This window comes from Candidatus Zixiibacteriota bacterium (genome assembly GCA_035574315.1).
Lineage (GTDB): Bacteria > Desulfobacterota > Binatia > UBA9968 > UBA9968 > DATLYW01.
The window spans coordinates 27060-49809 of record DATLYW010000003.1 but is presented as its reverse complement, the minus strand read 5'-3'; the positions used below and the strand labels follow the sequence as shown (position 1 = coordinate 49809).

The following is a 22750-nucleotide window of genomic DNA, read 5'->3' as shown; positions in this document are numbered from 1 at the left end:
TGCCGCCCCCGATTGTTCCCTCTTCCCGTCACGCGATCGAGTCGCCGCTGCGGGCTACCCGGTCGTAGACGCCGGGGGGCACCAGCCTGAAGAGCCTTACGGGCTCCGCCACGTTCTTCAGCGCCCGCTCGCCCAGATTCTCCAGGACGAAGTGGTCGCGGATGCGGTCCGCTGTGGCGCCGCTGACGAGAATCTCGCCGCCGCCCGCTTGGCCGGCGACCCGGGCGGCGACGTTGGTCACGGGGCCGGTTGCGGTGAAGGTCCAGCGCTCGCCGGAAGGCGAGGAAAGCTTGGTCGCCCCTACCAGGGCGGTGCCGCTGTTGATCCCGACGTGAAGGAAGACCGGCTGGAATACGCCGGCGAATTCCTCGTTGAGCTCGTCCACGCGCCGGTGAATCGCGAGCGCGCTCCGCGTGGCGTTGAGGGCGTGCTCGACCTGCGAGCGGTCGCTCTGGAAAATCACCATCAGGCCGTCGCCCGCAGTCTCGTTGACCTCCCCGTGGTGGTCGTGGATGATCTCGAGGAAGCTCGAGAAATACCTCTGGACGAGGCGGTTGAGCTGTTTGGGGTCCATCTGCTCGGAAAGGCGGGTGTATCCGGCGATGTCGAGGAACAGCACGGAAACGTCGCGCTCGCTCTTTTCCAGCTCGGTCGCGTTCGGATTGCGCTCGAGCAGGCGCTGCACCGACTCGGGCACGAACTTCGACAGCTCGCCTTTGAGCTGCTCCAGCAGCTCGACGCGCTTCATCGAGTCCCTGAGCGTCTTCAGCGCCTCGTCGAGCTCGCGGTTCTTCGCTTCCAGCTGCTCGTAGGCCTGCTTGAGCCGCGCGCTCATCTCGTTGATCGCCTCTCCCAGCTGGCCGATCTCGTCGCGCGAGCGGACGCGCACCAGGGAGTCGAATTCGCCGGCGCCGATGCGCCGTGCCGCGGCGGCGACCTGCGCCACCGGGCGCAGGACCACACGCCCGAGAAAGGCGATCAGCGCGGTGCTCAAGATCACGATCGTGACGAGCGCTATGATGATCCTCCGGGTTCGTTCCGCGGCCAACTCGGCGTCGAGCCTGTCGAGGCCGAGACTGACCCTCATGATGCCCCGCACCCTGTCTTCGCTGCCGTGGCACCCCTGGCAGTCGGAGAGGTTGCGCAGCGGCTGAAACACCGTTAGCCAACGTCCGTTCGGGGTGCTTTCATAGGTTTCCTGCGGCTCGACGGTCTCGACGGCGCGGCGAAAAAGCGGGTGATCGATCCGGCTTCCGGGATCGCGCTTCATCCTGGCGATGCGGGCCACCATATCGGGGTCGAGGCCATGGGCGAAATCGACCTCCTCGACCGTCTTCAAGTCGGTGAAGGCCTCGACCCCGTTTCGCCGGTAGACGCCGAGGGCGCGAACCTCCTTCAGCTCGGTTTTCATCTCCTGCACCAGGCGACGGATGATGTCGGGCCGGCCCTCGATCATGCCGTTTTCGATGCTGGTCATCATGGAGGTGGCGAGAAGCCGGGCGGTTTCGCGGTACTTTTCCACCCGCAACTGCTCCTCGCGGCGCAGGTTGGCGAAGAACAGCACCGTGAAGGCGGCGATCAGGATTCCGGCGATCAGCAGCGCGACCTTCAAGGATAAGCTGCGATCCAGGCTCGCCACGAGATTCCTCGAAGAAAAAGCAGGCGCGGGCGGGAACCGAAAGCGCATTTAAGCCCGGCACCAAACCCGAACACAAAACGGACCGGTTTGCAACCCTTTGTTTTTCGCGGCGTCCCGCAACGAGACGGTTTGAAATGGCTTCGGACGGTTGTTATAGTTCGCCACTGGAGCTCCCCGGACGTGTCCGTCGCGGAACACAAAGCCAAAGCGAAGCAGGGCGTTCGCTGCTACGTGGTCACGGTGAGCGACACCCGCAACGAGGCCACGGACTTGAGCGGCCAGCTGATTCGGTCCGGCCTCCAGCGCGAGGGGCATGAACTGGCCGGTTATCGGATCGTCAAGGACGAGCCGCGGGAGATCGAAGCGTTGCTGCGGGACGTGCTCGCCCGGGACGACGTGGACGCCGTGATTCTCAACGGCGGAACCGGCATCTCGCCGCGAGACGGGACCTACGAGGTCGTCACCGGCCTACTCGAGAAACGGCTCGACGGATTCGGCGAAATCTTCCGCTATTTGAGCTATCAGGAGGTCGGCTCGGCCGCGATCATGAGCCGCGCGGTGGCCGGAGCGGCCCGGGGCAAGGTGCTGATTTCGCTTCCCGGCTCCAAGGGTGCGGTCGAGCTGGCGATGCAAAAGCTCGTTCTGCCGGAGCTCGGGCACATGGTCGCTCAGCTCCGATCGCCATGAAGGTGCGCGTGAAGTTTTTTGCGATTCTGCGGGAGCGCGCGGGCGCCGCCGAGGTCGTCAAAGAAATGCCCGACGGGAGCACGGTAGGGGATCTCTGGAGGGCGTTGCAGAAGGATTACCCGAAGCTCGACGTGCCGGGAATACGGCTGCTCTACGCCGCCAACCAGAGCTACGTCGGTCCCGAGCACGTGCTGAGCGATCTCGACGAAGTGGCGTTCATTCCGCCGGTCAGCGGAGGCTGACGATGTTTCGCATCACCGACAAACCGATCGAAATCCGCGAGCTGATGGAGCACGTCGGCGACCCGGAGGCGGGCGCGATCGCGACCTTCATCGGCACGGCGCGGAATCACAACGAGGGCCGGCGCGTTCTGGCTCTCGAATACGAGGCCTACCCGGAAATGGCGGAGAAGGAGCTTGCGCGCCTCGGGGACGAGGCGCGAAGGAAGTGGCCGATCTGCCGCATGGCCATCGTCCACCGGATCGGGGCCGTGCCGATCGGGGAGCCGAGCGTCATCATCGCCGTGTCGTCGGCGCACCGGGACGCCGCCTTTGCGGCCTGCCGCTTCGCCATCGAGGAAATCAAACGGGCCGTTCCCATTTGGAAGAAAGAGGTGTACGAGGGCGGGGAGGTCTGGATCGGCACGCAGACCGGGCAACCTCTCACGGCTCGTTGAGAGGGGACCGGCGCGCGGCGGCGTCGGAGGCGGCTTGCGCGCTTCTCGAACACGTCCCGGGGAGCAGGGACGCGCCGCCGGGTTCCTCGTTCAATCCCGTCATGGAAACTTCCATCTACGCGGCCTTCGGGCTGGGTTTGCTGCTCGGGTTGCAGCACGCTCTGGACGCCGACCACCTGATTGCGGTTTCGACCATCGTGAGCGAGCACCGCAGCCTCCGGTGGGCTTCGCTGATCGGCGCCTTTTGGGGTCTGGGTCACACCGCCACGCTTTTCATGGTCGGCCTGATGGTGATCGGGCTGCGGCTCACGATCCCCGAGCGCGTGGCGCTCGGGCTGGAGTTTCTCGTGGCGGTGATGCTGGTTGTCCTCGGAGCGAATATCCTCCGGCGCTCGTTCGGAGTCGAAAAGGTCCACCTGCACGCGCACACGCACAATCCGGAAACCCACAGCCATTTCCACGTTCATCGCGGCCCCGACGCCGACCACGGGCACGCACATCCGTTCAGAGCGATGCGCAAGCCGTTCTTCGTCGGGATGGTCCACGGCCTGGCCGGGAGCGCCGCGCTCATGCTGCTTGTGCTGTCGACGATCCCGTCGGCCATTGCCGGTCTCGCCTACATCGTGATTTTCGGACTCGGATCGGTGGGCGGAATGCTGGCGGTCAGCAGCCTCATCGGGCTGCCGTTCATCCTCACCGCCCGCCGTTTCACGCTCCTCAACCGGTGGATTCGCCTTCTTGCCGGAGTCGCGAGCGTGGCGTTCGGCTTGTTTCTGGGCTGGGAAATCGGCTTCGTCGAGGGCCTGTTCTCCTAGGCGGTTGCGCCGGTCAATCGACCGAGGGTTTGAGGATTCTTCCCCGCACCCGGGCGCGCAGCCAGACGATTCCTGCGACGATCGCCAGGATCAGCAGAGCGGAAACCGCGGTCTCGACCCGGTCCAGGCCGCGCGCCAGGCCCTGGTAGGTTTCGCCCAGTCCCCAGCCGAGATAGCCGAGGAACAGGCAGCGCGGGATCGCGCCGAGAAAGGTCCAGAGGCTGAACTGGCGCAGCGGCAGCCGCAGCAACCCGGCAGCGGCCGAGATGACCGAAAGCGGGAAGATCGGAAGCGCCCGCAGGAAAAAAATCGTCGTGTTGACCTGTCCGGCGCGGAAGCGCCGGCCCATCGCCTCGACGTCCCGCCAGCTGAAGCCGAGAAAACCCTGCCATCGCTCCACCAGCGGTTTGCCGCCGAGATAGCCGATCGCATACCCGATATAGGCGCCAAGAGTGGAGGCCACCGCTCCGGGAGCGACGATGAGCGCCACGATCGGCATCAACGCCTCGAGGAATCTCAGGTCCGCGCCGATCAGCAGGAAGCCCGCGCCCATGATGATGAGCGGCGAAGGAATGGGCACGATGACCGATTCGATGATCACGCCGATGAAAACGCTCAACGCGCCGTTGGCGCGAATCGAATCCATGATCCAGTTCAGAATCTCGCTCAAGAATCCCTCCCGGCCACGGCTTGAAGCATCATCATACAGGACCGCCCCCGGGGCGTCAAAAATGAATGACGCCCCTCTACATCACCCCGGCCAGCGCCAGCAGGTAGACGACGGCGAGCAGGGCGTAAGCGGCGCACGAGATGCAGAGGAAAGCGAGGTTGGTTCTTCCGGGACGTGCGCCGGGCGGCAGAAGCGGCGGCAGGTAACGATGGTTGAGAAAAATCAGGGCCACAGAAAAGATCACCGTGCCGACGAAACCGATCACGGCGGAAACGAGGATCAGGGGCCCGGGCTCGGCAAAGCCGGCGGTGATCGCGGTGATCGCCGTGAGCAGAAGTAGAAAGACCACGTACCACGTGCGCACCGAAACGGCGCGCGAGCGGGGGAAGAAGGCGTAAATGCAATCGGTGTGGATCCGGCTGACGGCGTCCGCCGTTGCCAGCCACGTATCGGAGAGAAAGGCCGCGGCGACCACGAGAAACAAGAGCCGTCCCACCGCTCCCCAGCTCACCTCGAAAAAGCGGCTCTGCACCACGGCCAGCTCGTAACCCTGCGGCACGAGCCCTTTGGGGTGGAGCAGGGCATAGGCCAGCAGGCAGGTCATCAGGGTCGTGAGGAGGTTGCCGCCGATGCCGACGCCCACATCCCAGCCGAGGTACCGCTGCCAGCGCGGCAGGTGCGTCAGAGCGCCGTCCTCCGCCGGCACGAAGCCCGATGACGGGATCGCTTCGGGCTTGCCAGTTATCGGACCGGTGATGCGCCCCATGTAGCGGGCCATACCGACTCCTTTGTCCCGCACCCAGTAGGAGTAAAACAGTGTCCAGAACCCTCCCAACCCGGCAAAGGTGATCGCGGTCAGAAGCTTCGTGGCGTCAGCCGGGTCCCAGGGCCGCGCCGGAGGCCAGCGCGCCACGAAAAGGGCTTTGAGGAACTCGGGCAGCGCGCGAGCGACATCCGGGTTGGCGCAGGCCCAGAGCAGGCCGGCGAGCGTGAAAAGCGCCACGCCCCACATGAAGGCCTCGACCAGGCGGTAGATCACCTTGCTCACCAGGATGGCGGCGAGGAACAGCGCCATCGAGAGATACCCCCAGAAAAGGGTCTGACCGCGCGGCGACCATCCGCGCGGCAGGCCCGTAAGGGCCGCCAGCGACGTCCCGCCGGCGGCGGCAAAGGCGCCGAACCACAGAAAGGAAAGCGTCATCAGCATCCACAAGGCCAGAGCGAAGCGGCGGTCGAGGCGGATGAATCCCTGGAAGATGCTCTCGCCGGTCAAGAGAGTGTAGCGGCCGATTTCATAGGTGACCGGGAACTGCAACAGGCAGGCCGGGATCAGGAGGAAGAGAAACGCCAGACCGTATTTCGCGATCATGTAGGGCCACCAGATCAGCTCTCCGCTTCCCTGCGCGAGCGCCATGAAGATTACGCCGGGGCCCAGATAGGCGACGATCCCGGGTAGCGGCGGCAGCGAGGCTGTCTTGTACGGCGGGAGACGACCCCAGGAGCCGCTTTCCGGAAAAGCGGTGCTATTCGACTCGGTGGACGGCACCTTCGGGCAGGAGGGCGATGAAGGCTTCCAGGGCTTCGCGCAGGTAGTCGGGGTCTTTCGATTCCAGCGTGACCTTGACCTTGTATTCGGGGACATCGAGGACCGGGTACGAGCCCAGAAGCAGCTTCGGATAGCGCGCCAGGAGATCGTGCATCAGGCCGGCGATCACGCCTTCCCCCTGCTTGACGAAGACCGTCTTGAGGAAGAAGGGCTCGTCGCGGAACCTTTCCTCGATCGCGTGGAAACGCTCCTGGAGGATTTTGGGAATCCCGGGAAGAATGAAAACGTTTCGGATCTTGACGACCGGCGCAAACAGAGCCTCGGTGGCGAGGAGCTCCGCGCCTTCGGGAACGTTGGCCATTCTCAGGCGCGCTTCGTTGATGTCGGCGCCGAGGCGGCGCCGCATCCGCTCCTCGAGATCCGGATGGCGCACCACCGGCAGGCCGAAACCGCGGGCGACCCCGTCGATCGTGACGTCGTCGTGCGTCGGTCCCACCCCGCCGCTGGTGAAAACGAAATCGTAGCTCCGCGAAAATTGAGCGACCTCCTCGGCGATCAGCTCGACCTCGTCGGGAATGGTACTGATCTTGCGGACCTCCACGCCGAGGCGGCGCAGCTCGCGGCAGAGAAAGTGGGAGTTGGTGTCCTGGGTCTTGCCCGACAGCACCTCGTTGCCGATGACCACGATGCCGGCGGTCTTGGACATGGCTCGTCTCTGTTACAGCAACCCGCCACCGGCGGGAAAGGGGGCCGCGAGGGCCGGGGTTACCGGTCGAACTCGCTGCAGCTCATGAAGTAGCGGCACTTCGGGTTGGAGCAAACAAAGCGGCATTTGCGATTGATCAGCTTGGAGCCGCAGACGGGACACCACTCCCACCAGGCTTCCGGTTCTCGCTTTGCGCTCGTGGGAGCTGCGGCTTGCACCATGGTCGGTCCGCCGAAAGCCGGAACGCACCGCCCGCTGCGGCGTTGCGCAACGCGGCTCACTGGGTGTTGTAAAGGAAAACAGCCGGATTGGCAAGCGGCGGGTCGGCCGCCGCGGCATTTTCCGGCCGGGACATGGACAAGCCCGGCTCGCCGTATTATACATTTGCCGTGTCATCCGGGGCTCGAGCGTCCGAGCCCCTCCTCCGGACAACACGCGTGAGCAGGCAACCCCCGAAAAGCCCGGAAGAGCTGAAAGCCGAGCGGCGCCGGGAACGATGGAACGCCTTCTGGACCCCGTTCATCACCATGGCGTCGATCGTCAGCTCCGTTGCGGGAATGATGTTCCTGATCAAGACATGCCAGGAGAGGCCTTTCCCCGTTCCCATCCTGCCGCCGACATCGCCCCTCAATCGCCCTCCGGCGAAGGAAAGCCAACCCGAAAAACCCGCGGGAAAGCCGGCGGCATCCACACGGGCCCAAGCGCAGAGCGTGGAAGCGGAGCCGCGGGCCAGATGAGCCGCCCGGCTCGGCGCGGTCTGCCTGCCTGTGGCTTGGGCCGCGCCGTTTTGATCGGGTTTCGAGTTCCGTTATAATCGAAGCTCCGAGGCGCGCGGGCCGCCTCTTCGAGCAGCTTCAATGAAACCGTTCGGCGTTATCTTGCTGGCCGCGGGCCAGGGTACCCGGATGAAATCCGGGATCCCCAAGGTTCTCCATCCGCTCGCCGGAAAGCCCTTGTTCCTCCACGTGCTCGCAACCGCGAAGAGCCTTCACCCGCAGAGAATCGCGGTGGTCGTGGGGCACGGAGCCGACGCCGTACGGGGCGCTTATTCGGGTGGGGACGTGCAATGGGTCCTCCAAGCGGAGCAGCGCGGCACGGCGCACGCGGTCCTGTGCGCGGAGAGCGTCTTTGACGGCTTCGACGGCGACGTGCTGATCCTGAGCGGCGACGTGCCGATGCTCACCGAGGGGACGCTGCAGGAGCTTCTGCGACGCCATCGCGAGCGGGAGGCGGCGGTTACCTTCCTCACGGCGCGCCCCGAACGGCCGGCCGGCTACGGCCGGGTGGTGCGCGGGCCGGGGGGCGAGGTGGAGCGTATCGTCGAGGAAAAGGACGCGACCGAAGCCGAAAAGGCGATCGGCGAGGTCAACGCGGGCGTTTACGTCGCTTGCGCCCGGTTTCTCTTTCGGACCCTCAAACGGGTCGGCGACCGCAACCGGCAGCGGGAATACTATCTGCCCGACGTCATCGGGATCGGGTTGGCGGAGGGGTCGAGGATCGAAGCCGTCGAGGCGCGCGACGCGCGCGAGGCGCTCGGCGTCAATACCAGAGAGGAGCTGGCGGCGATGGAAAAGAGCCTGCAGGAAAGGATCAACCGCAAGCACATGCTGGCCGGAGTGACGCTCAAGGACCCGCAAACCACCTATATCGACGAGGGCGTGACGATCGGCAGGGATTCGGTGATCGGCCCCAATACCCACTTGCTCGGGCAGACGGTGATCGGGGAGGGCTGCGTCGTCGACGGCAGCGCGTATCTCACCGACGCGGAAATCGGCGACCGCGTCCATCTCCGCTTTTCCGTGGTGCTGACCCGCTGCCGGGTTGCCAGCGGCGCGATCGTCGGGCCGTTCGCCCACCTCCGCCCCGGGACCGATCTCGGCGAAAACGTTCACATCGGCAACTTCGTCGAATGCAAGGAGGCACGGCTCGGCGCCGGGACGAAGGCCAACCATCTCACTTACCTCGGCGACGTCACGGTCGGGCGCGAGACCAACATCGGCGCCGGCACCATCACCTGCAACTACGACGGATTCCGCAAGTACCGCACCCGCATCGGCGACCGGGTTCAGGTCGGGAGCGACACCACGCTGGTGGCGCCGGTCACCCTCGGCGACGACGTTTACGTCGCCACCGCCACCACGGTCCGGCGGGACGTGCCGGCCGGCGCGCTGGTGTTCAACGAACGGCAGGAGCGCGTCCGCGAGGGCTGGACCGCCGAGAAACGCCGCAGGATGCGGGAGGGCGAGTCCTGATGTGCGGCATCGTCGGCTACATCGGCGGCCGCGAGGCGGCGCCTCTGATCCTGGAAAGCCTGCGCAAGCTCGAATATCGAGGCTATGATTCGGCCGGCATCGCCGTGCTGAACGAGGGGCGGATCTCGGTCCGCCGCTGCGCCGGGAAGCTCGCCAACCTCGAGCAGATTCTCAGTCGCGATCCGATGCCCGGAACCGTCGGCATCGGGCACACCCGCTGGGCGACTCACGGCCGCCCGTCCGAGACCAACGCTCACCCTCACCGCGCCGGCGACATCGTCGTCGTGCACAACGGCATCATCGAGAATTACCTCGAGCTCAAGGAGCAGCTGACGCGCCGGGGGATCCGGTTCTCCTCGGAAACCGACACGGAGATCGTCGCGCACCTGGTGGCGGAGAAGGTCGAGCGCGGCATGGACTTTCTGGAGGCCGTGCGCAGAAGCCTCCGCGAGATCCGCGGCTCGTACGCGCTGCTCTTTCTCAACCAGAGGGATCCGCAGCGGCTCATCGTGGCGAAAAATTCGACGCCGATCGTCATCGGCTGGGGTGAGGGCGAGACTTTCGTCGCCTCGGACATTCCCGCGTTGCTCGACTACACCCGCAAGGTCACCTTTCTGGAGGACGGCGAGGTCGGCGAGGTGTCGATCGGATCGGTGCGGCTGCTCAACGGCAAGGGGGCGACCGTCGCGCGGCCGTTCCGCGAGATCACGTGGGACGCGGTGGCGGCGCGCAAGGGCGGCTATCGTCATTTCATGCTCAAGGAGATCCACGAGCAGCCCCGGGCGGTCGCCGATACCTTCCGCGGCCGCATCTCGCTGCGCAGCGGCGACGTCTCCCTGGAGACGATCCGAGTCACCGCGAGCGAGGCACGCCGGATCGAGCGCGTGCACCTCGTGGCCTGCGGCACCGCGTGGCACGCCTGCCTCGTCGGCAAGTTCATGCTCGAAGAGATCGCGCAGGTTCCGGCCGAGGTCGACTACGGGTCCGAGTTCCGCTACCGGACGCCGCTCATGAACCCGCGGTCCGTGCTGCTGATGGTGAGCCAGTCGGGCGAGACCGCGGACACGCTGGCGGCGGTCGAGATCGCACGGCAGAAAAAGGCCAAGGTGCTTTCGATCTGCAACGTGGTCGATTCGTCGATCGCGAGGAAATCGGACGGCGTGCTCTACACCCACGCCGGGCCCGAGATCAGCGTGGCGAGCACCAAGGCCTTCACGACGCAGCTCACCGCGCTCTATCTTCTGGCGGTCGCGCTCGGCCGCGCCCGAGGGCGGCTCAGCCGGGCGGCGGCGAAAAAGCTGCTGGCGGACTTGATGCATCTGCCGCACTGGATCGAGGAGACGCTCAAGCTCGAGAGCGAGATCGAGCCGCTGGCCCGGGAGCTCGGCCACAGCTCGGATTTCCTCTACCTGGGCCGGGGCATCAACTATCCGATCGCGCTCGAAGGCGCGCTGAAGCTCAAGGAAATCTCGTACATCCACGCCGAAGGCTATCCCGCAGGGGAAATGAAGCACGGTCCGATCGCGCTGATCGACGAGCAGATGCCGGTGGTCGTGCTGCTGCCCAAGGATCGTTATTTTCAAAAGACGCTGGGCAACCTCAAAGAGGTGGAATCGCGCGGCGGCAAGATCGTGATCGTGACCGACGAAAAGACGCTGGGGCCGGAAATTTCGGCCCTTCGGGTGCTCACCGTGCCCAGGGCATCCCATTTCTTGACCCCGATCGTTCTGAGCATCCCGCTGCAGTTGCTCGCCTACCACATCGCGGTCCACCGGGGCACGGACGTGGACCAGCCGCGCAATCTCGCCAAGAGCGTCACGGTGGAGTGAGGTCACCGGCGGCGGTCGCCGTCAAGCGGAGCGCAGCGCTCCAGCGCTCTCTTCCGGGGGCACCGTGTTGATGAACATCCCCGAGCCCCATTCGAAGCCGGCGACCCCGGTGATCCGCGGCAAGACCTCGAAACGCCAGTGATAGGAATTCTCGTGGCCGCGAAGCGGCGCGGAGCGCAGCACCCAGTTGAGCGCGGGCCGGCCGAGGCGACGATCGATCCGGCCCAGCAGATCCTGCAGAATTTCCGCGAGCGCCCTGAGCGAGGGCGCAGTCGAGCCGAAATCGGCGGCGTGATCGATCGGGAGGATCCAGGTTTCGTAGGGAAAGCGCGGGGCATAGGGACACAGGGCCACGAAACGGCCGTTTTCGCTCACGAGCCGGCTACGGTCGCGCCGCTCGTCCTCGATCCAGTCGCAGTACCGGCAGCGGCCGCGGGCGCGGTAGAACTCGTCGGCGAGCCGCAGCTCCGCGGAGAAATCGGGCGGCAGGAGCGGAGCGGCGACGAGCTGGGAGTGGACATGTTCGAGCGTCGCCCCGGCCGCCGCGCCTTCGTTTTTGTAGACGAGAACGTAGCGCCAGGCATCGTTCGCCCGGTGGGCCGCAATGCGGTCGCGGTAGGCGCTCAGGACCTCTTCCAGCCGGGTCAGCCCCAGCTCGGCAGCGCGCTTGACATGGTCGGGGCTCTCGATGATCACCTCGTGCGCTCCCACGGCGCTCATGCTCTCGCGAAAGGGCGAGGGTTGCGGGCTTTCCGCAGACTCGTCGGCGCCGAGGGCGGGATACTTGTTGGGGACGACGCGCAACCTCCAGCCGGGCCCGTTCGGTCTGCCCGCGTCGTCGCGGTAAGCCAGCACTTCGGGCGGTGTGTTGTTTTCGGCGCCGCTGCAAAACGGACAGGGCGCGGCGTCCCCGCGGCGGTCGAGGCGCGAGCCGGGCCGACCTGCCCTCTCGGGCGCGACGATCACCCAGCGGGTCGAGAAAGGGTCTTTTCTCAGCTCGGGCATGGAGCGCGGCGGCGTGGTCGTGCCTCCTAGGTTTCACGTGTCGACGACGCTACGGTCGGCAGGAACCCTCTGGCGAAAAAATAAATCTCCGACGAGCCGCGCCGCGTCGCCTCGGGACGAGTACGTTGGACCGACTGGAAGTGATTCTTGATCTCGCGCGCGAACGTCTCGAGCTCGGCGCTCACGAAGCTCTTGACGAGAAAGCTCCCGCCCGGCCTCAGCAGCCGCAGCGCTGCGCCGAGCGCGGCCCGGTTGAGCTCGAGGCAGCGGGCTTCGTCGGTATCGCGCACCCCCGTTAGCTTCGGCGACAGGTCCGAGAGCACGCAATCGGCGAGGCCGCCCAGCAGCCGCGTGATCTGCCGGAGGCTTTCTTCGGAGGTGACATCTCCCTGAAGCGTGACCACGTTTTCCTCGCCGAGCGGGCCGATCGGCTGCAGGTCGATCCCGACCACCTTTCCGTGCGGGCCCGCGAGACGGCTTGCGACCTGAAGCCAGCCTCCGGGAGCCGCGCCGAGATCGACGACGCGATCGCCGGGGCGGATGATGCGGAAACGCTCCTGCAGCTCGATCAGCTTGTAGGCGGCGCGCGACAGGTAGCCCTCTCGCTTCGCTTTTCGGTAATAGCTGTCGCGCGGCTTGTAGACCATGGGGGCGCGATTAAAAAAAAGGCCCAGCGCCGGGCTGGGCCTCGGAAGCGGCATCCGGCGGGACGGCCTATTTCCCCTTGACCTGAAACTCGACCCGGCGGTTGACCGCGCGGGCCCAGCTGGTGGGCTGATCGATGAGCGGCCTGCTTTCTCCCTGACTCACGGCCGTGACGCGAGCCGGATCGATGCCGAGAGCCTGGAGCTCGGCCAGGACCGCCTGGGCCCGGCGCAGGCCGAGCCGTCGGTTGTACTCCTCGCTTCCTACCTCGTCAGCGTGTCCTTCGATAACCACGGTGAGGTCGGACTTTTCCTTGAGCCGCTGCGCCGCGAGGTAAACCTTGCCCTTGCCGAGATCGGTCAGTTGGGCGGAGTCGAAGCGGAAGGCCACGTCGGGAAGGACGACCTTTTCGACCTCGACGATCTTCGGGACTTCCTTGTAGACCGTTCGCTCGACGGGAACTTCGACCGTTTTCACGGTTTCGACGACACGTTCCCGCGGCTTCGCGGCCGCCTGAGGCGGAGCGGACCCCCGCCGCGGAGCGCTCTGCATCGCGCCGTAGGGCTTGTCGGGATCGGCCATGATCGGCGGGTGGGGAGTATGGCCGAAGATCTTTTCCTGGAACTCGGTTCCGCTCACGAGCAGGTGAAGGGGCCGGAAGATCACCCATTCCAGAAGCACGCCGCCGGGGTGCACGAGATAGGCCGCCACCCTGAGCGGATGGGACTGGCTGTCGTCGTACTCGTCGGGAGCGGCCTGGACCGGCTTTGCGGCCGGGACCGAAGCGAGCGCCGCGACCACGACCGCGACTTGCAAAGCGCGCATAAGCCCCCCAATTCGGAGCATGATGGGGCCAGTTTAGGGGCCTCCTTCCGCTTTGTCAAATCAATCGTTGCCGCTCGACGTTCTTGTAAACGTTCCCGTCCTGGCATAAGAGAATCAAAAGAGTCGCTGAGCTCGACCATGTCGCGAAAAGAAGCGTTTTTGCAGAAGCTGCGGGAGATCAAGGAGACCGACGGGGTGCTCTGGCTCATCTCCGTAGGCCACGCCTTCACCCACTGGTGTCCGGCCACTTTCTACCTGATGCTCCCGTTCCTGGTCACCGAGCTGGGTCTCACCTACGGCCAGGCCGGTTTTCTCATAACGATTCGCGCGGCGGCCAACTTCCTCGTCAACCTTCCGGCGGGTTTGCTCGTGGATCTGGTGGGCCAGAAGGCGCTGCTCATGGCTCTGGCGTTGATCTGCACGGGGGTTCCCTATTTTCTCGTGGGCCTGAGCCACAGCTTCTTCTGGGTCGCGTTGTTCATGGCTTTCGTCGGCGTCGGCAACTATCTGTGGCATCCGGCGGCGATCTCGACCCTGTCCGAAAGATATCCCGAGCGCCGCGGCTTCGCCATCGCCATCCACGCGATCGGGCCGAACGTGGGCGAGAGCATCGCGCCGCTCGTGATCGGAGTGCTGCTGTTGTCGCTGTCGTGGCGCAACGTACTTTTCTTGAATCTCATTCCCGGCGTGATCGTCGCGCTCCTTCTCTGGAGGTTCTTGTTCGGAAAGCTGCCGACACGCGTCGCGGCGAGCCGGGGCTTGTCGCTGGGCGCCTATCTGGCGGGGCTCAGGGCCACGGCGCGCAACCCCAGCGTCCTGCTGCTCGTAGTCGCGGCCGGGCTGCGCTCGATGACGCAGCAGGGGCTCCACACCTTCCTTCCCATCTATCTCACGCACACGCTGGGGCTTTCGAGCGCGGCGGCCGGCCTCTATCTCTCGCTGACGCAAACCGCGGGGATGATCGGAACGCCGATCGCGGGGACGCTCTCGGACCGGGGCGGCCGGAAACGGGTGCTCACGGCAGGTCTGGCGTCCGCGAGCGCGGTTCTGGTGGTTCTCGCCGTGTTCCGGGTCACCTGGTTGTTCGTCACGGCGCTGGCGCTCCTGGGCTTCTTCCTGTACGCGGTCAGGCCGGTCATCTGGGCCTGGGTCCTCGATCTCGCGCCCAAGGAGCTGGGGGGCACAATGGTGAGCTTTTTCTCGGCGTCGCAGTCGCTCCTGAGCTCGCTCTCTCCGGTCCTTTGCGGCGTGATCGCCGATCGCTGGGGAGTCCTTGCGGCTTTTTATTTTCTTGCGGGTACGATCCTGCTCGCCAACCTCATCGTGCTCGCGATTCCCGAACCGCGCGCGGAACCGGCGACCGGGCTCGCACCGAGCGGCCCGGTTCAGGTTCCCGCCGATTGATTGAGTGGAACGCATGGCAGTCGGGCTGGAAAGGAGAGAGCGCGTGGCCGTCGTTTCGGTCGATCGGCCACCGCTCAACGTTCTGGACCTCGAAACGCTCCGGGAGCTGGATCGGGCTCTCGCCTCGGCGGCGCGCGAGCCGTCCCTGGACGTGGTCGTGCTGCGGGGAGCGGGGGAGCGGGCGTTTTCGGCGGGCGTGGACGTTCGAGACCACGTCAAGGAAAAGGTGCCCGAGATGCTGGAGACGGTCCACGGTGTGATCCGCCGGCTGTGGAGCCTGCCGCAGGTGACGTTGGCCGCGGTGCGGGGGCTCTGCCTCGGCGGCGGCTGCGAGCTCGCCATGGCGTGCGACCTGGTGATCGCCTCCGAGGACAGCGTCTTTGCCACCCCGGAGATCGACGTCGGCTGCTATCCGCCGGTGGCGCTAGCGTGCTTTTCCGCATTGATCGGCTATCGCCGGGCAGCCGAGATGATCCTCACCGGACGGCGCTTCTCGGCGCGGGAGGCCCACGCGATGGGGCTCGTCAGCCGCGTCTACCCTCCCGCCGAGCTCGGGAGCGGGTTGGAAGCGCTGCTGACGGAGCTGCTGGAAAAGAGCAGCGCGGTTCTCCGCATCACGCTCAAGGGGTTGCGCGAGCTGTCGCAGCGCGACTTTTCGGCCGCCCTCCGGCGCGCCGAGGAGATTTACCGCGACGACCTGCTTCGGACCCGGGACGTCGAAGAAGGAGTGCAGGCTTTCCTGGAAAAGCGAAAACCCCGCTGGACGCACGGCTGACTCCGCTGCAGCGTTCCAAAAGCGAGGGCGCTGTGTTATTTGAAGGAGCTGAATCGACAGGTGAACCGCCACGGAAGGATAGTTTGCGGCTTCTGGTTCCCGGGTTTCTCGTTTTTACCCTGGACTTTTGAACGAATGAGCCGCCGCCAAGCGCTGCGGCCAGGAGGTCTCGGCCCGAGCGGGCCGGGTGCGACGTCTCCGTACCGACGAACCCGCTGACAGTCCTTTTTCGGATGCCCGATTTCGACATTACCATCACCACCGACCCGGGCGCGGTCCGCGAGGCGCAACGGTTGAGGTTCGAGGTGTTCAACCTGGAGATGGGCAGAGGACTCAAGTCCTCTTACGCGTCCGGTCTGGACGTCGACGAGTTCGACCGTTTCTGCGAGCACTTGATCGTGCGCGAGCCCGCGGGCCGGGAGGTGATCGGAACTTACCGCTTGCTTCTCGGGTCGCAGGCGCGACGGCACATCGGTTTCTATTCGGAAAAAGAATTCGACCTCTCGAACATTAAGAAGCTCGGCGGCGAGCTGCTCGAGCTCGGGCGAACCTGCGCCCGCAAGGATTTTCGCGATCGCTCCTTGATCCCGCTCATGTGGGAGACCATCGGGGATTACGTCAGGCGGAATCACGTGCGGTTCCTGTTCGGCTGCGCGAGTCTTTACACCGCCGACCCGCAGCAGGTGAGCGAAATTTACGCGTTGCTCAAGCGCGATCACTACGCGCCGGAGCGGTTTCGCGTCCAGCCGCTTCCCTCCTGCCGTTTCGAAAACCTCAGGGAAGACGTCGAGATCGCCGAGGAGCAAGGGCTTTTCCTCAAGCTTCCCAGCCTGATCAAGGGCTATTTACGGCTCGGGGCCGTGGTCTGCGGGCCGCCCGCTCTTGATGCGGAGTTCGGGACCACGGATTTCTTCCTGCTCCTCGACATCGGCAGCCTGCAGGGCGATTATCTTCGCCGGATCGGCGTCGGAGCGTAGCGAGCGATGCGCTGGGTAAAGCTCTTCGCGGTTCTTTCCCTCTGGGCGTTCTTCTTCGCGCTGGTCGCCTGGGCGCATTTCTGGATCAGCGTCCTGCGAATCCCCAATCGCTGGAAGATCGTCAGCCGCCTGGTGCGCAGCTTCACGTTGCTCCTGCGGTTCATCCTGAACATCAAGGTCACGGTGCTCGGGAACGAAGGGCGGCTGGAGCGGGGCGGTTACGTGATCATCAGCAACCACTTGAGCTACGTCGACGGCATCGTGCTCGGCAGCATCTTCCCCGTGGTTTACGTGACCAAGAAGGAGGTCAAACGCTGGCCGATCATCGGCCTGTGGAACCAGCTCTGCGGCGCGATTTTCATCGACCGACAGCACAGGCAGAAGATCTCGGGAGTGGTCGAAGAGATCACCCGCAAGCTCAAGCAGGAGGCCAACGTCCTGCTTTTTCCTGAGGGTACCTCGACCAACGGAGACCGCATGCTGCGCTTCCAGACGGCGCCGCTGGCAGGGCCGTTGCGGGCGCGCTGCGTCATTGTGCCGGTGACGCTGGTCTACAAGTCGATCGAGGATCGGCCTGTCACCGCCGCCAACCGGGATCTGGTCTACTGGTACGGCGACATGGATTTCATCAGCCACTTCTGGCGGCTGATGGCGGCGCGGAGCGTGGAGGCCCTGGTCACGATCCAGCCGGCGGTGGAGTGCTTTCGCTATCCCGACAATTCCGCCGGCCGCAAGCAGCTGGCGGAAGATTGCTATGCGCGCGTGCTGGGGCAGCCGGTTGGCGACGAGGCGGCCCGCGAGAGCGCCGAGGCCGGCGAGGCCGGCCGCGACGGGGGGCTACTGCGCGGTTAGCTGCTTCTTGATGTTCTCGACGAATTCCTTGAGCATCGCGTCCGCTTTGCGGCGGATGATCGGCTGCCCGAATTCCCCGATCTTCCCGAGGATGTTGACGTCGGTTTCGACCAGCAGCTCGGTCTGAGAGGCCCCGATCTCCTTGAGCGTCATGCGGGTGCGGCCGTTGACGGCGCCCGCCGCCATCCGGTCCTTCGCCTCGGCCCGCAACGCGGCGCGCCAGTTGGCCTTGTCGCGCTCTTCGACGACGATCTTACCCTGCAGGTTGAGCGCAATCGGCCCCACCCGGACCTTCAGGTTACCTTCGTACGTGGTGTCGTCGATCTTGGTCACCGACTCCACGCCCGGAAGCGATTGCGCCACGCGCGGCACGTCCATGAGGAATTCCCATAGAGGCTCGCGGGCGACGGGGATCTGGGCGCTCTGGTTGAATTTCACCGCTTCTTTCCTTTCGTGGTTGCTTTCCTGATCGCTTTGACGGCCTTGCGGGCGGGCTTGCTCCGCGCGGCTTCCCGGATGGCGGCCAGCGCCTTTTCCAGGGCGCGGCGCACGAAAACCCCGGCCATCTCCTTCTTGTATCCGGCCGAGCCCCGAAAATCGCTCACCGGGTCCGCGGCCGCCTTCGCCTTTTCCGCGGCCTCGGCGAAGGCCTCCGGCTTGACCGGCTGCCCGCGCAGCACCGCTTCCGCCTCGGTGGCGCGAATCGGAGTGTTGCCGGCGCTCCCCAGCGCAATGCGCGCGTCGGCGATCGTCTTTCCGGTCTTGTCCAGCGTCAAGAGCGCGGCGGCCGAAACCGTGGCGTAGTCGTCGGCGGTGCGGGGCAGGAACTTCAGATACGCCGCGCCGCTGTTGGGCGGGAGCCTGGGGATGCTCACTTCCGTGATGATCTCATCGGGGTTCAACACGGTTTCATAGTAGTCCGTGAAGAACTGATCGAGCGGGATCACGCGGCTCCCGGAGGCGGAGGTCGCCTTGACCGTCGCGCCGAGGGCGATCAGGGTCGGGGGGGGATCCTGGTTCGGATCGGCATGCGCCAGCCCGCCGCCCACCGTCGCCATGTTGCGCACGCGCAGGGTGGCGACGTGATGGTAAGTTTCGGCCAGCACCGGCCAGCGCCGCCGCACGAGCGGAGAGGTCTCGACGTCACGGTGCGTAGCCAGGCCGCCGATGCGCAGCCCGCCGTTGCTCGCCTCGATGCCGTTGTACCCCCGGACCGACCGCAGGCTGATCAGGCAGGCCGGCCTGACCAGGCGCTGCTTCATCATGATGATCAGCGCCGTGCCGCCGGCGATCAGCTTGGCGTCGCTCCCGAACTCCTTCAGAGCGGCGTGGACTTCCTTGAGGTTCTTCGGGGTGCGGTATTCAAATGGAATCATGGCCGTTGGTCCCGTTATTTGGCGAATTCGTGCGCTCGCTGGATCGATTCGATGATCTTGTAGTAGCCCGTGCAGCGGCAGAGATTACCCATCATCCAGTCCTTGATCTCTTCCTCGGTCGGTCTGGGGTTGTGGTCCAGAAGCGCCTTGGCCGCGACCACCTGGCCCGGGGTGCAGATCCCGCACTGGAAACCGCCGTACTGGATAAAGCTCTTCTGCACCGGGTGCAGCTCGCCGTTCTTGGCCAGACCCTCGACCGTGGTGATCTCGTGGCCGTCCGCGAACACCGCGAGCGTCAGGCAGGAGCTGATCATGTCGCCGTCCATGAGTACGGTGCACGCGCCACACACGCCCACGCTGCACCCTTCCTTGGTGCCCGTGAGCCCGAGGTCGTAGCGCAGGCAGTCGATCAACAGGCGGTTGGTCGGAACCTCCAGCTCGACCCTCTTTCCGTTGACGCGGAACTTAATGTTCTTTTTCATCGCGGTTCCTTTCACGTGATGGTGTTCCGGAGCGGGATGGACATCCGCTCTTATAGAAAGAAACAGCGCAAACTGCAAGCCGATCGCCGGCCGATTCCCCGGACGGCCCGGGCCAGCGGAGCGGCCTGCGACGACGCTCAGAACGCGATCACCGAGCGAATCGACCTGCCTTCCTGCATCAGCTCGAAGGCGCGGTTGATCTCGTCCAGCGGAAACGTGTGCGTAATGAGCGGGTCGATCTTGATCTCGCCGCGCAGGTAGCGCTCGACGTAGCCGGGAAGCTGGGAACGCCCCTTCACTCCGCCGAACGCCGTTCCGCGCCAGACTCGCCCGGTCACCAGCTGAAAGGGCCGGGTGCTGATTTCCTCGCCGGCGCCGGCCACGCCGATGATCACCGACTCTCCCCAGCCCTTGTGGCAGCACTCGAGCGCCGCGCGCATCGTGGCGACGTTGCCGATGCACTCGAACGAATAGTCGACGCCGCCATCGGTGAGATCTACGATCGTCTCCTGAACGGGCCTCGCCAAATTCGATGCGTCGACGAAGTCGGTCGCCCCGAGGCTCTTCGCCGTGACGAACTTGGCCGGGTTGATGTCGACCGCGATGATGCGCGCCGCCCTGGCCATGACCAGCCCCTGGATGACGCTGAGCCCGATACCGCCCAACCCGAACACCGCGGCGGTCGAGCCTGGCCGCACTTTGGCCGTGTTGAGCACCGCTCCGATGCCGGTGGTGATGCCGCACCCGAGCAGGCAGACCTTGTCCAGCGGCGCCGCCGGGTCGATCTTCGCCACCGCGATCTCGGGAAGCACGGTGTACTCGGAGAACGTGGACGTTCCCATGTAGTGAAAGATCGTCTTTCCGTTCACGGAAAAGCGCGACGTGCCGTCGGGCATCACGCCCTTGCCCTGGGTGGCGCGGATGGCGCCGCAGAGATTGGTGCGCCCGGAGAGGCAGAACTTGCAGCGGCCGCACTCCGGGATGTAGAGCGGGATGACGTGATCCCCGGCCTTCACGCTGTCAACTCCGGGGCCGGTTTCGACCACCACGGCTCCACCCTCGTGTCCCAGGATCGCGGGAAAGAGCCCTTCGGGATCCTTCCCCGAGAGCGTGTAGGCGTCGGTGTGGCAAACCCCGGTCGCCTTGACCTGGAGGAGGACTTCGCCGTCCCTCGGACCCGCGACCTCGACTTCCTCAATCGTCAGCGGCTTGCCTGCTTCCCAGGCCACCGCAGCGCGCGCTTTCATGAGACGTCCGTCGGTGCGTGGCTTCGGCGCCGGACCGGATCGATTTTCGGGCCCGGCGTGCCCTAAAGCGTTACCACAAGCCCGCGCCGAACGCCACGGCCCTCGGGACCGAAGCGGTGATCCCTCCGGCCGGCGAGCCGGCGCGTTGACATTCAGGTCGCGTCTGCCGTAGCGTTGCCTGGGTGCGGCGTAAAACCGGTAACGACCGATGGCCATGAAGACCAAAGGCGAGATCGAGGCGGAAATCAGTCGGGCGATCGTGCAGTTCGAGATCGACTACATGGGTCGGGGGCCGCGCGAGACCGAGACGCACATCGTCGAGGACATGGTTCTGGTACGGCTTACGGGAGTTTTCACGCGGGCCGAGGAGCAGCTCATCCGGACCGACGACGGAGCGGAGCTCGTCAAGAAGATGCGCTCGACGCTCATCGAAAAGGCAAAGCCGTTGCTTTGCCGGGTCGTGGGCGAAATTACCGGCGCCAGAGTCGTCGATCTGCACACCGACATCAGCCCGGCGTCGGGGGTGAGGGTGTTCGTTTTCAGCGTGGAAAGAAACCTTGAAGCCGAGCTGACGCGCCGAAGGGGAGCTTGACTCCCCGGCGAAGGCATCCTATATAGAGTCAGTTCCGGGCGCGTTGCGAACGGTTGTGGGCTTTGCTTGCGGGGCGATCCGGTCGCCCGCAGGCCGAAGCCGCGAGCCCGGGTTTTGAGACAACCAGCCGGTAGGCGGAACAGAAGGCGCTCTCGTTCGGGAGCGCTCGCTGTTGCGCAAGCCAGCTCAACCTTCTGGGTTGATGCTGGCTTTTTTTTTTGGGAAAGGAGGACAGCCGTGGGGCGCTGGGAACCGTTACTTTGGATCGTTGGCGCGGGAGTGATCTGGTTTTGCCTGAACCTGGCGATCGGCTCCCTGAAAACCAAGCTCAAGAGGGGCCGCCGTCAAGAAACTTCCGCCGCCGAAAGCTAATCGGCGTCGATAACCTCCCGGCAGCGCGGGGAGACAGCGAAGGCGCGTCGATGACGTTTCCTTCCGAGCACGATTTCGCGCTGTTTCTCTTTCAACTTTTTATCCTGCTGTCCGCAGCATTGGCCCTGGGCGGCTTCCTGCGGGCAGTGCGGCAGGCTGCGGTGGTCGGCGAGATTGCGGCCGGAGTTTTGCTCGGGCCGTCGGTTCTTGGCGCATTTGCCCCTGATCTGGCCGCATTGCTTTTCCCTCCTTCTCAAACCCACATGCTGGGCACGATCGCATGGCTCGGCAGCATTTTCTTGCTGCTGGCCGCGGGTACGGAAGTCGACCTCGCCACGCTGAGGCACGAGCGGCGCGTGGTCGCGACGACCAGTGTTTTCGGAATCGCCGTCCCCTTCGCGCTCGGCTTGATTTTCGGCTTGCTTTTGCCCGAGAGCTATCTGGTGAGGCCCGAGCAGCGATGGCTTTTTGCGCTGTTCATGGCAGTGGCGATGTCGATTTCAGCCATTCCGCTGGTGGCCAAGATGCTCATGGACATGAATTTGCTCAAGGCCCCCGTAGGCCAGGTCATCATCGGGGCGGCGGTGGCCAACGATCTCATCGGCTGGATTTTCTTCACGATCATCCTGGGCCTGCTCGGCAGCGGATTCGGCGGGGCCGGGGCCATCGCGGGAGCCGTGGCGATGACCCTGACCTTCGCCGCATTTTGCCTGACAGCGGGAAGGACGCTCATGGCACGGCTCTTTTCGGTTTTTCACGCTCTCGGCTTTCCGGCCGAAGGCATCCTCGGTTTGGCGGTTCTCACGACCTTTTTGTGCGCCGCTGTTGCCCAGTGGATAGGGGTGCACGCCATTTTCGGCGCTTTTCTTGCGGGCGTGATGATCGGGGAGACCGGCGAAATCGCCAACCATACGAGGGACACGGTGCGCGGATTCGTGCTCTATCTCTTTGCGCCGCTGTTTTTTGCTTCCATGGGGCTCCGAGCGGATTTCCTCCGCCACTTCGATGTCGGTCTGGTTTCGGGGATGCTTGCCGTCGCCTGTCTCGGGAAGGTCCTCGGCGGCTCCCTGGGCGCGGCGCTCGGGGGAATGAAACGCCCCAAAGCCTTGTCGGTGGCTTTCGGGCTGATGCCCCAGGGAGCCATGGGAATGATTCTCGGTTTCCTGGCACTCGAGTACTCCCTGATCAATGAAAAGGTCTTCGTGGCTCTGGTCGTGACCTCGATCGCGACATCCGTGGCGAGCGGACCGCTCATTCGGTGGGCTCTGCGCGAACAGCGCGAGCCGCTGAGCGCTCCGGTTCCCGCCAGGCGCTGAACGTCGCGTTCGCGGCCGACGCGGCGAATCGGTCGCCGCGACCCGCGTTACGAACCTGCGAG

At 65.1% G+C, this 22750-nt stretch carries 25 protein-coding genes; 13 read left to right on the top strand and 12 right to left on the bottom strand.

What is annotated here, in order from left to right; all coding sequences use genetic code 11:
* Positions 1-28: 28 nt before the first annotated feature.
* Positions 29-1639, bottom strand: a complete 1611-nt coding sequence (locus VNN77_00335; protein HXG49839.1) for an adenylate/guanylate cyclase domain-containing protein — start codon at positions 1637-1639, stop codon at positions 29-31.
* Between the two features lie 180 nt (positions 1640-1819).
* Here VNN77_00335 and VNN77_00330 point away from each other — a divergent pair, with 180 nt between their 5' ends.
* From VNN77_00330 to VNN77_00315, 4 genes are all read left to right on the top strand, one after another.
* Entirely contained in the window at positions 1820-2326 is a 507-nt protein-coding gene (locus tag VNN77_00330) for a MogA/MoaB family molybdenum cofactor biosynthesis protein (GenBank protein ID HXG49838.1), read from the top strand.
* Positions 2327-2334: 8 nt separating this feature from the next.
* Positions 2335-2568, top strand: coding sequence for a MoaD/ThiS family protein (locus VNN77_00325; protein ID HXG49837.1), 234 nt, complete (start codon positions 2335-2337; stop codon positions 2566-2568).
* Positions 2569-2570: 2 nt separating this feature from the next.
* Entirely contained in the window at positions 2571-3002 is a 432-nt protein-coding gene (locus VNN77_00320; protein ID HXG49836.1) for a molybdenum cofactor biosynthesis protein MoaE, read from the top strand.
* 101 nt (positions 3003-3103) lie between these two features.
* Complete coding sequence (locus VNN77_00315; protein ID HXG49835.1) at positions 3104-3817, top strand: urease accessory protein UreH; 714 nt, start codon at positions 3104-3106, stop codon at positions 3815-3817.
* Between the two features lie 13 nt (positions 3818-3830).
* Here VNN77_00315 and VNN77_00310 read toward each other — a convergent pair whose 3' ends face one another.
* The 4 genes from VNN77_00310 to VNN77_00295 form a co-directional block, all read right to left on the bottom strand.
* Positions 3831-4487, bottom strand: a complete 657-nt coding sequence (locus tag VNN77_00310; protein ID HXG49834.1) for a VTT domain-containing protein — start codon at positions 4485-4487, stop codon at positions 3831-3833.
* A gap of 76 nt (positions 4488-4563) precedes the next feature.
* Positions 4564-6033, bottom strand: coding sequence for an Nramp family divalent metal transporter (locus VNN77_00305; GenBank protein HXG49833.1), 1470 nt, complete (start codon positions 6031-6033; stop codon positions 4564-4566).
* Positions 6011-6739 (bottom strand): competence/damage-inducible protein A, encoded by a 729-nt coding sequence (locus VNN77_00300; protein HXG49832.1) that lies wholly within the window; start codon positions 6737-6739, stop codon positions 6011-6013. Before VNN77_00300 ends, VNN77_00305 begins: the two co-directional genes overlap by 23 nt.
* Positions 6740-6798: 59 nt before the next feature.
* Complete coding sequence (locus VNN77_00295; GenBank protein ID HXG49831.1) at positions 6799-6960, bottom strand: hypothetical protein; 162 nt, start codon at positions 6958-6960, stop codon at positions 6799-6801.
* A 216-nt stretch (positions 6961-7176) separates the two neighbouring features.
* On the opposite strand from VNN77_00295, the gene VNN77_00290 reads away from it, so the two are divergent.
* The 3 genes from VNN77_00290 to glmS all read left to right on the top strand — a co-directional run bounded on the left by VNN77_00290 (position 7177) and on the right by glmS (position 10820).
* On the top strand, positions 7177-7476 hold the full coding sequence (locus VNN77_00290) for a hypothetical protein (GenBank protein HXG49830.1): 300 nt from the start codon (positions 7177-7179) through the stop codon (positions 7474-7476).
* 120 nt (positions 7477-7596) lie between these two features.
* Positions 7597-8991 (top strand): bifunctional UDP-N-acetylglucosamine diphosphorylase/glucosamine-1-phosphate N-acetyltransferase GlmU, encoded by a 1395-nt coding sequence (glmU, locus tag VNN77_00285; protein ID HXG49829.1) that lies wholly within the window; start codon positions 7597-7599, stop codon positions 8989-8991.
* Positions 8991-10820 (top strand): glutamine--fructose-6-phosphate transaminase (isomerizing), encoded by a 1830-nt coding sequence (gene glmS, locus VNN77_00280; protein HXG49828.1) that lies wholly within the window; start codon positions 8991-8993, stop codon positions 10818-10820. Before glmU ends, glmS begins: the two co-directional genes overlap by 1 nt.
* Before the next feature lie 21 nt (positions 10821-10841).
* Here the strand turns inward: glmS and galT are convergent, their stop codons facing one another.
* From galT to VNN77_00265, 3 genes are all read right to left on the bottom strand, one after another.
* On the bottom strand, positions 10842-11825 hold the full coding sequence (galT, locus tag VNN77_00275) for a galactose-1-phosphate uridylyltransferase (GenBank protein HXG49827.1): 984 nt from the start codon (positions 11823-11825) through the stop codon (positions 10842-10844).
* Positions 11826-11851: 26 nt separating this feature from the next.
* Positions 11852-12472, bottom strand: coding sequence for an RlmE family RNA methyltransferase (locus VNN77_00270; GenBank protein HXG49826.1), 621 nt, complete (start codon positions 12470-12472; stop codon positions 11852-11854).
* Between the two features lie 67 nt (positions 12473-12539).
* Entirely contained in the window at positions 12540-13295 is a 756-nt protein-coding gene (locus tag VNN77_00265; GenBank protein ID HXG49825.1) for an OmpA family protein, read from the bottom strand.
* Positions 13296-13433: 138 nt separating this feature from the next.
* On the opposite strand from VNN77_00265, the gene VNN77_00260 reads away from it, so the two are divergent.
* From VNN77_00260 to VNN77_00245, 4 genes are all read left to right on the top strand, one after another.
* Positions 13434-14699 (top strand): MFS transporter, encoded by a 1266-nt coding sequence (locus VNN77_00260; GenBank protein ID HXG49824.1) that lies wholly within the window; start codon positions 13434-13436, stop codon positions 14697-14699.
* A gap of 43 nt (positions 14700-14742) precedes the next feature.
* Positions 14743-15474 carry an enoyl-CoA hydratase/isomerase family protein gene (locus tag VNN77_00255; GenBank protein HXG49823.1) on the top strand — a complete coding sequence of 244 codons (732 nt, stop codon included), beginning with the start codon at positions 14743-14745 and terminating at the stop codon, positions 15472-15474.
* Between the two features lie 233 nt (positions 15475-15707).
* Entirely contained in the window at positions 15708-16451 is a 744-nt protein-coding gene (locus VNN77_00250; protein ID HXG49822.1) for a GNAT family N-acyltransferase, read from the top strand.
* A gap of 6 nt (positions 16452-16457) precedes the next feature.
* On the top strand, positions 16458-17303 hold the full coding sequence (locus VNN77_00245; protein ID HXG49821.1) for a lysophospholipid acyltransferase family protein: 846 nt from the start codon (positions 16458-16460) through the stop codon (positions 17301-17303).
* Here VNN77_00245 and VNN77_00240 read toward each other — a convergent pair.
* The 4 genes from VNN77_00240 to VNN77_00225 form a co-directional block, all read right to left on the bottom strand.
* Positions 17289-17741: an SRPBCC family protein gene (locus tag VNN77_00240; GenBank protein ID HXG49820.1), complete on the bottom strand. Its 453-nt coding sequence runs from the start codon at positions 17739-17741 to the stop codon at positions 17289-17291. The genes VNN77_00245 and VNN77_00240 overlap by 15 nt on opposite strands.
* Positions 17738-18679, bottom strand: a complete 942-nt coding sequence (locus VNN77_00235; GenBank protein ID HXG49819.1) for a xanthine dehydrogenase family protein subunit M — start codon at positions 18677-18679, stop codon at positions 17738-17740. Before VNN77_00235 ends, VNN77_00240 begins: the two co-directional genes overlap by 4 nt.
* A gap of 14 nt (positions 18680-18693) precedes the next feature.
* The gene (locus tag VNN77_00230; GenBank protein HXG49818.1) at positions 18694-19161 is read right to left on the bottom strand and encodes a (2Fe-2S)-binding protein; all 468 of its coding nucleotides are present in this window, start codon (positions 19159-19161) and stop codon (positions 18694-18696) included.
* A gap of 137 nt (positions 19162-19298) precedes the next feature.
* Positions 19299-20408 carry an S-(hydroxymethyl)glutathione dehydrogenase/class III alcohol dehydrogenase gene (locus VNN77_00225; GenBank protein ID HXG49817.1) on the bottom strand — a complete coding sequence of 370 codons (1110 nt, stop codon included), beginning with the start codon at positions 20406-20408 and terminating at the stop codon, positions 19299-19301.
* Positions 20409-20622: 214 nt separating this feature from the next.
* On the opposite strand from VNN77_00225, the gene VNN77_00220 reads away from it, so the two are divergent.
* Together VNN77_00220 and VNN77_00215 are read left to right on the top strand one after the other, a co-directional pair.
* Positions 20623-21000 carry a DUF2294 domain-containing protein gene (locus VNN77_00220; protein ID HXG49816.1) on the top strand — a complete coding sequence of 126 codons (378 nt, stop codon included), beginning with the start codon at positions 20623-20625 and terminating at the stop codon, positions 20998-21000.
* Positions 21001-21422: 422 nt separating this feature from the next.
* The gene (locus VNN77_00215; GenBank protein HXG49815.1) at positions 21423-22688 is read left to right on the top strand and encodes a cation:proton antiporter; all 1266 of its coding nucleotides are present in this window, start codon (positions 21423-21425) and stop codon (positions 22686-22688) included.
* Positions 22689-22750: the final 62 nt, after the last annotated feature.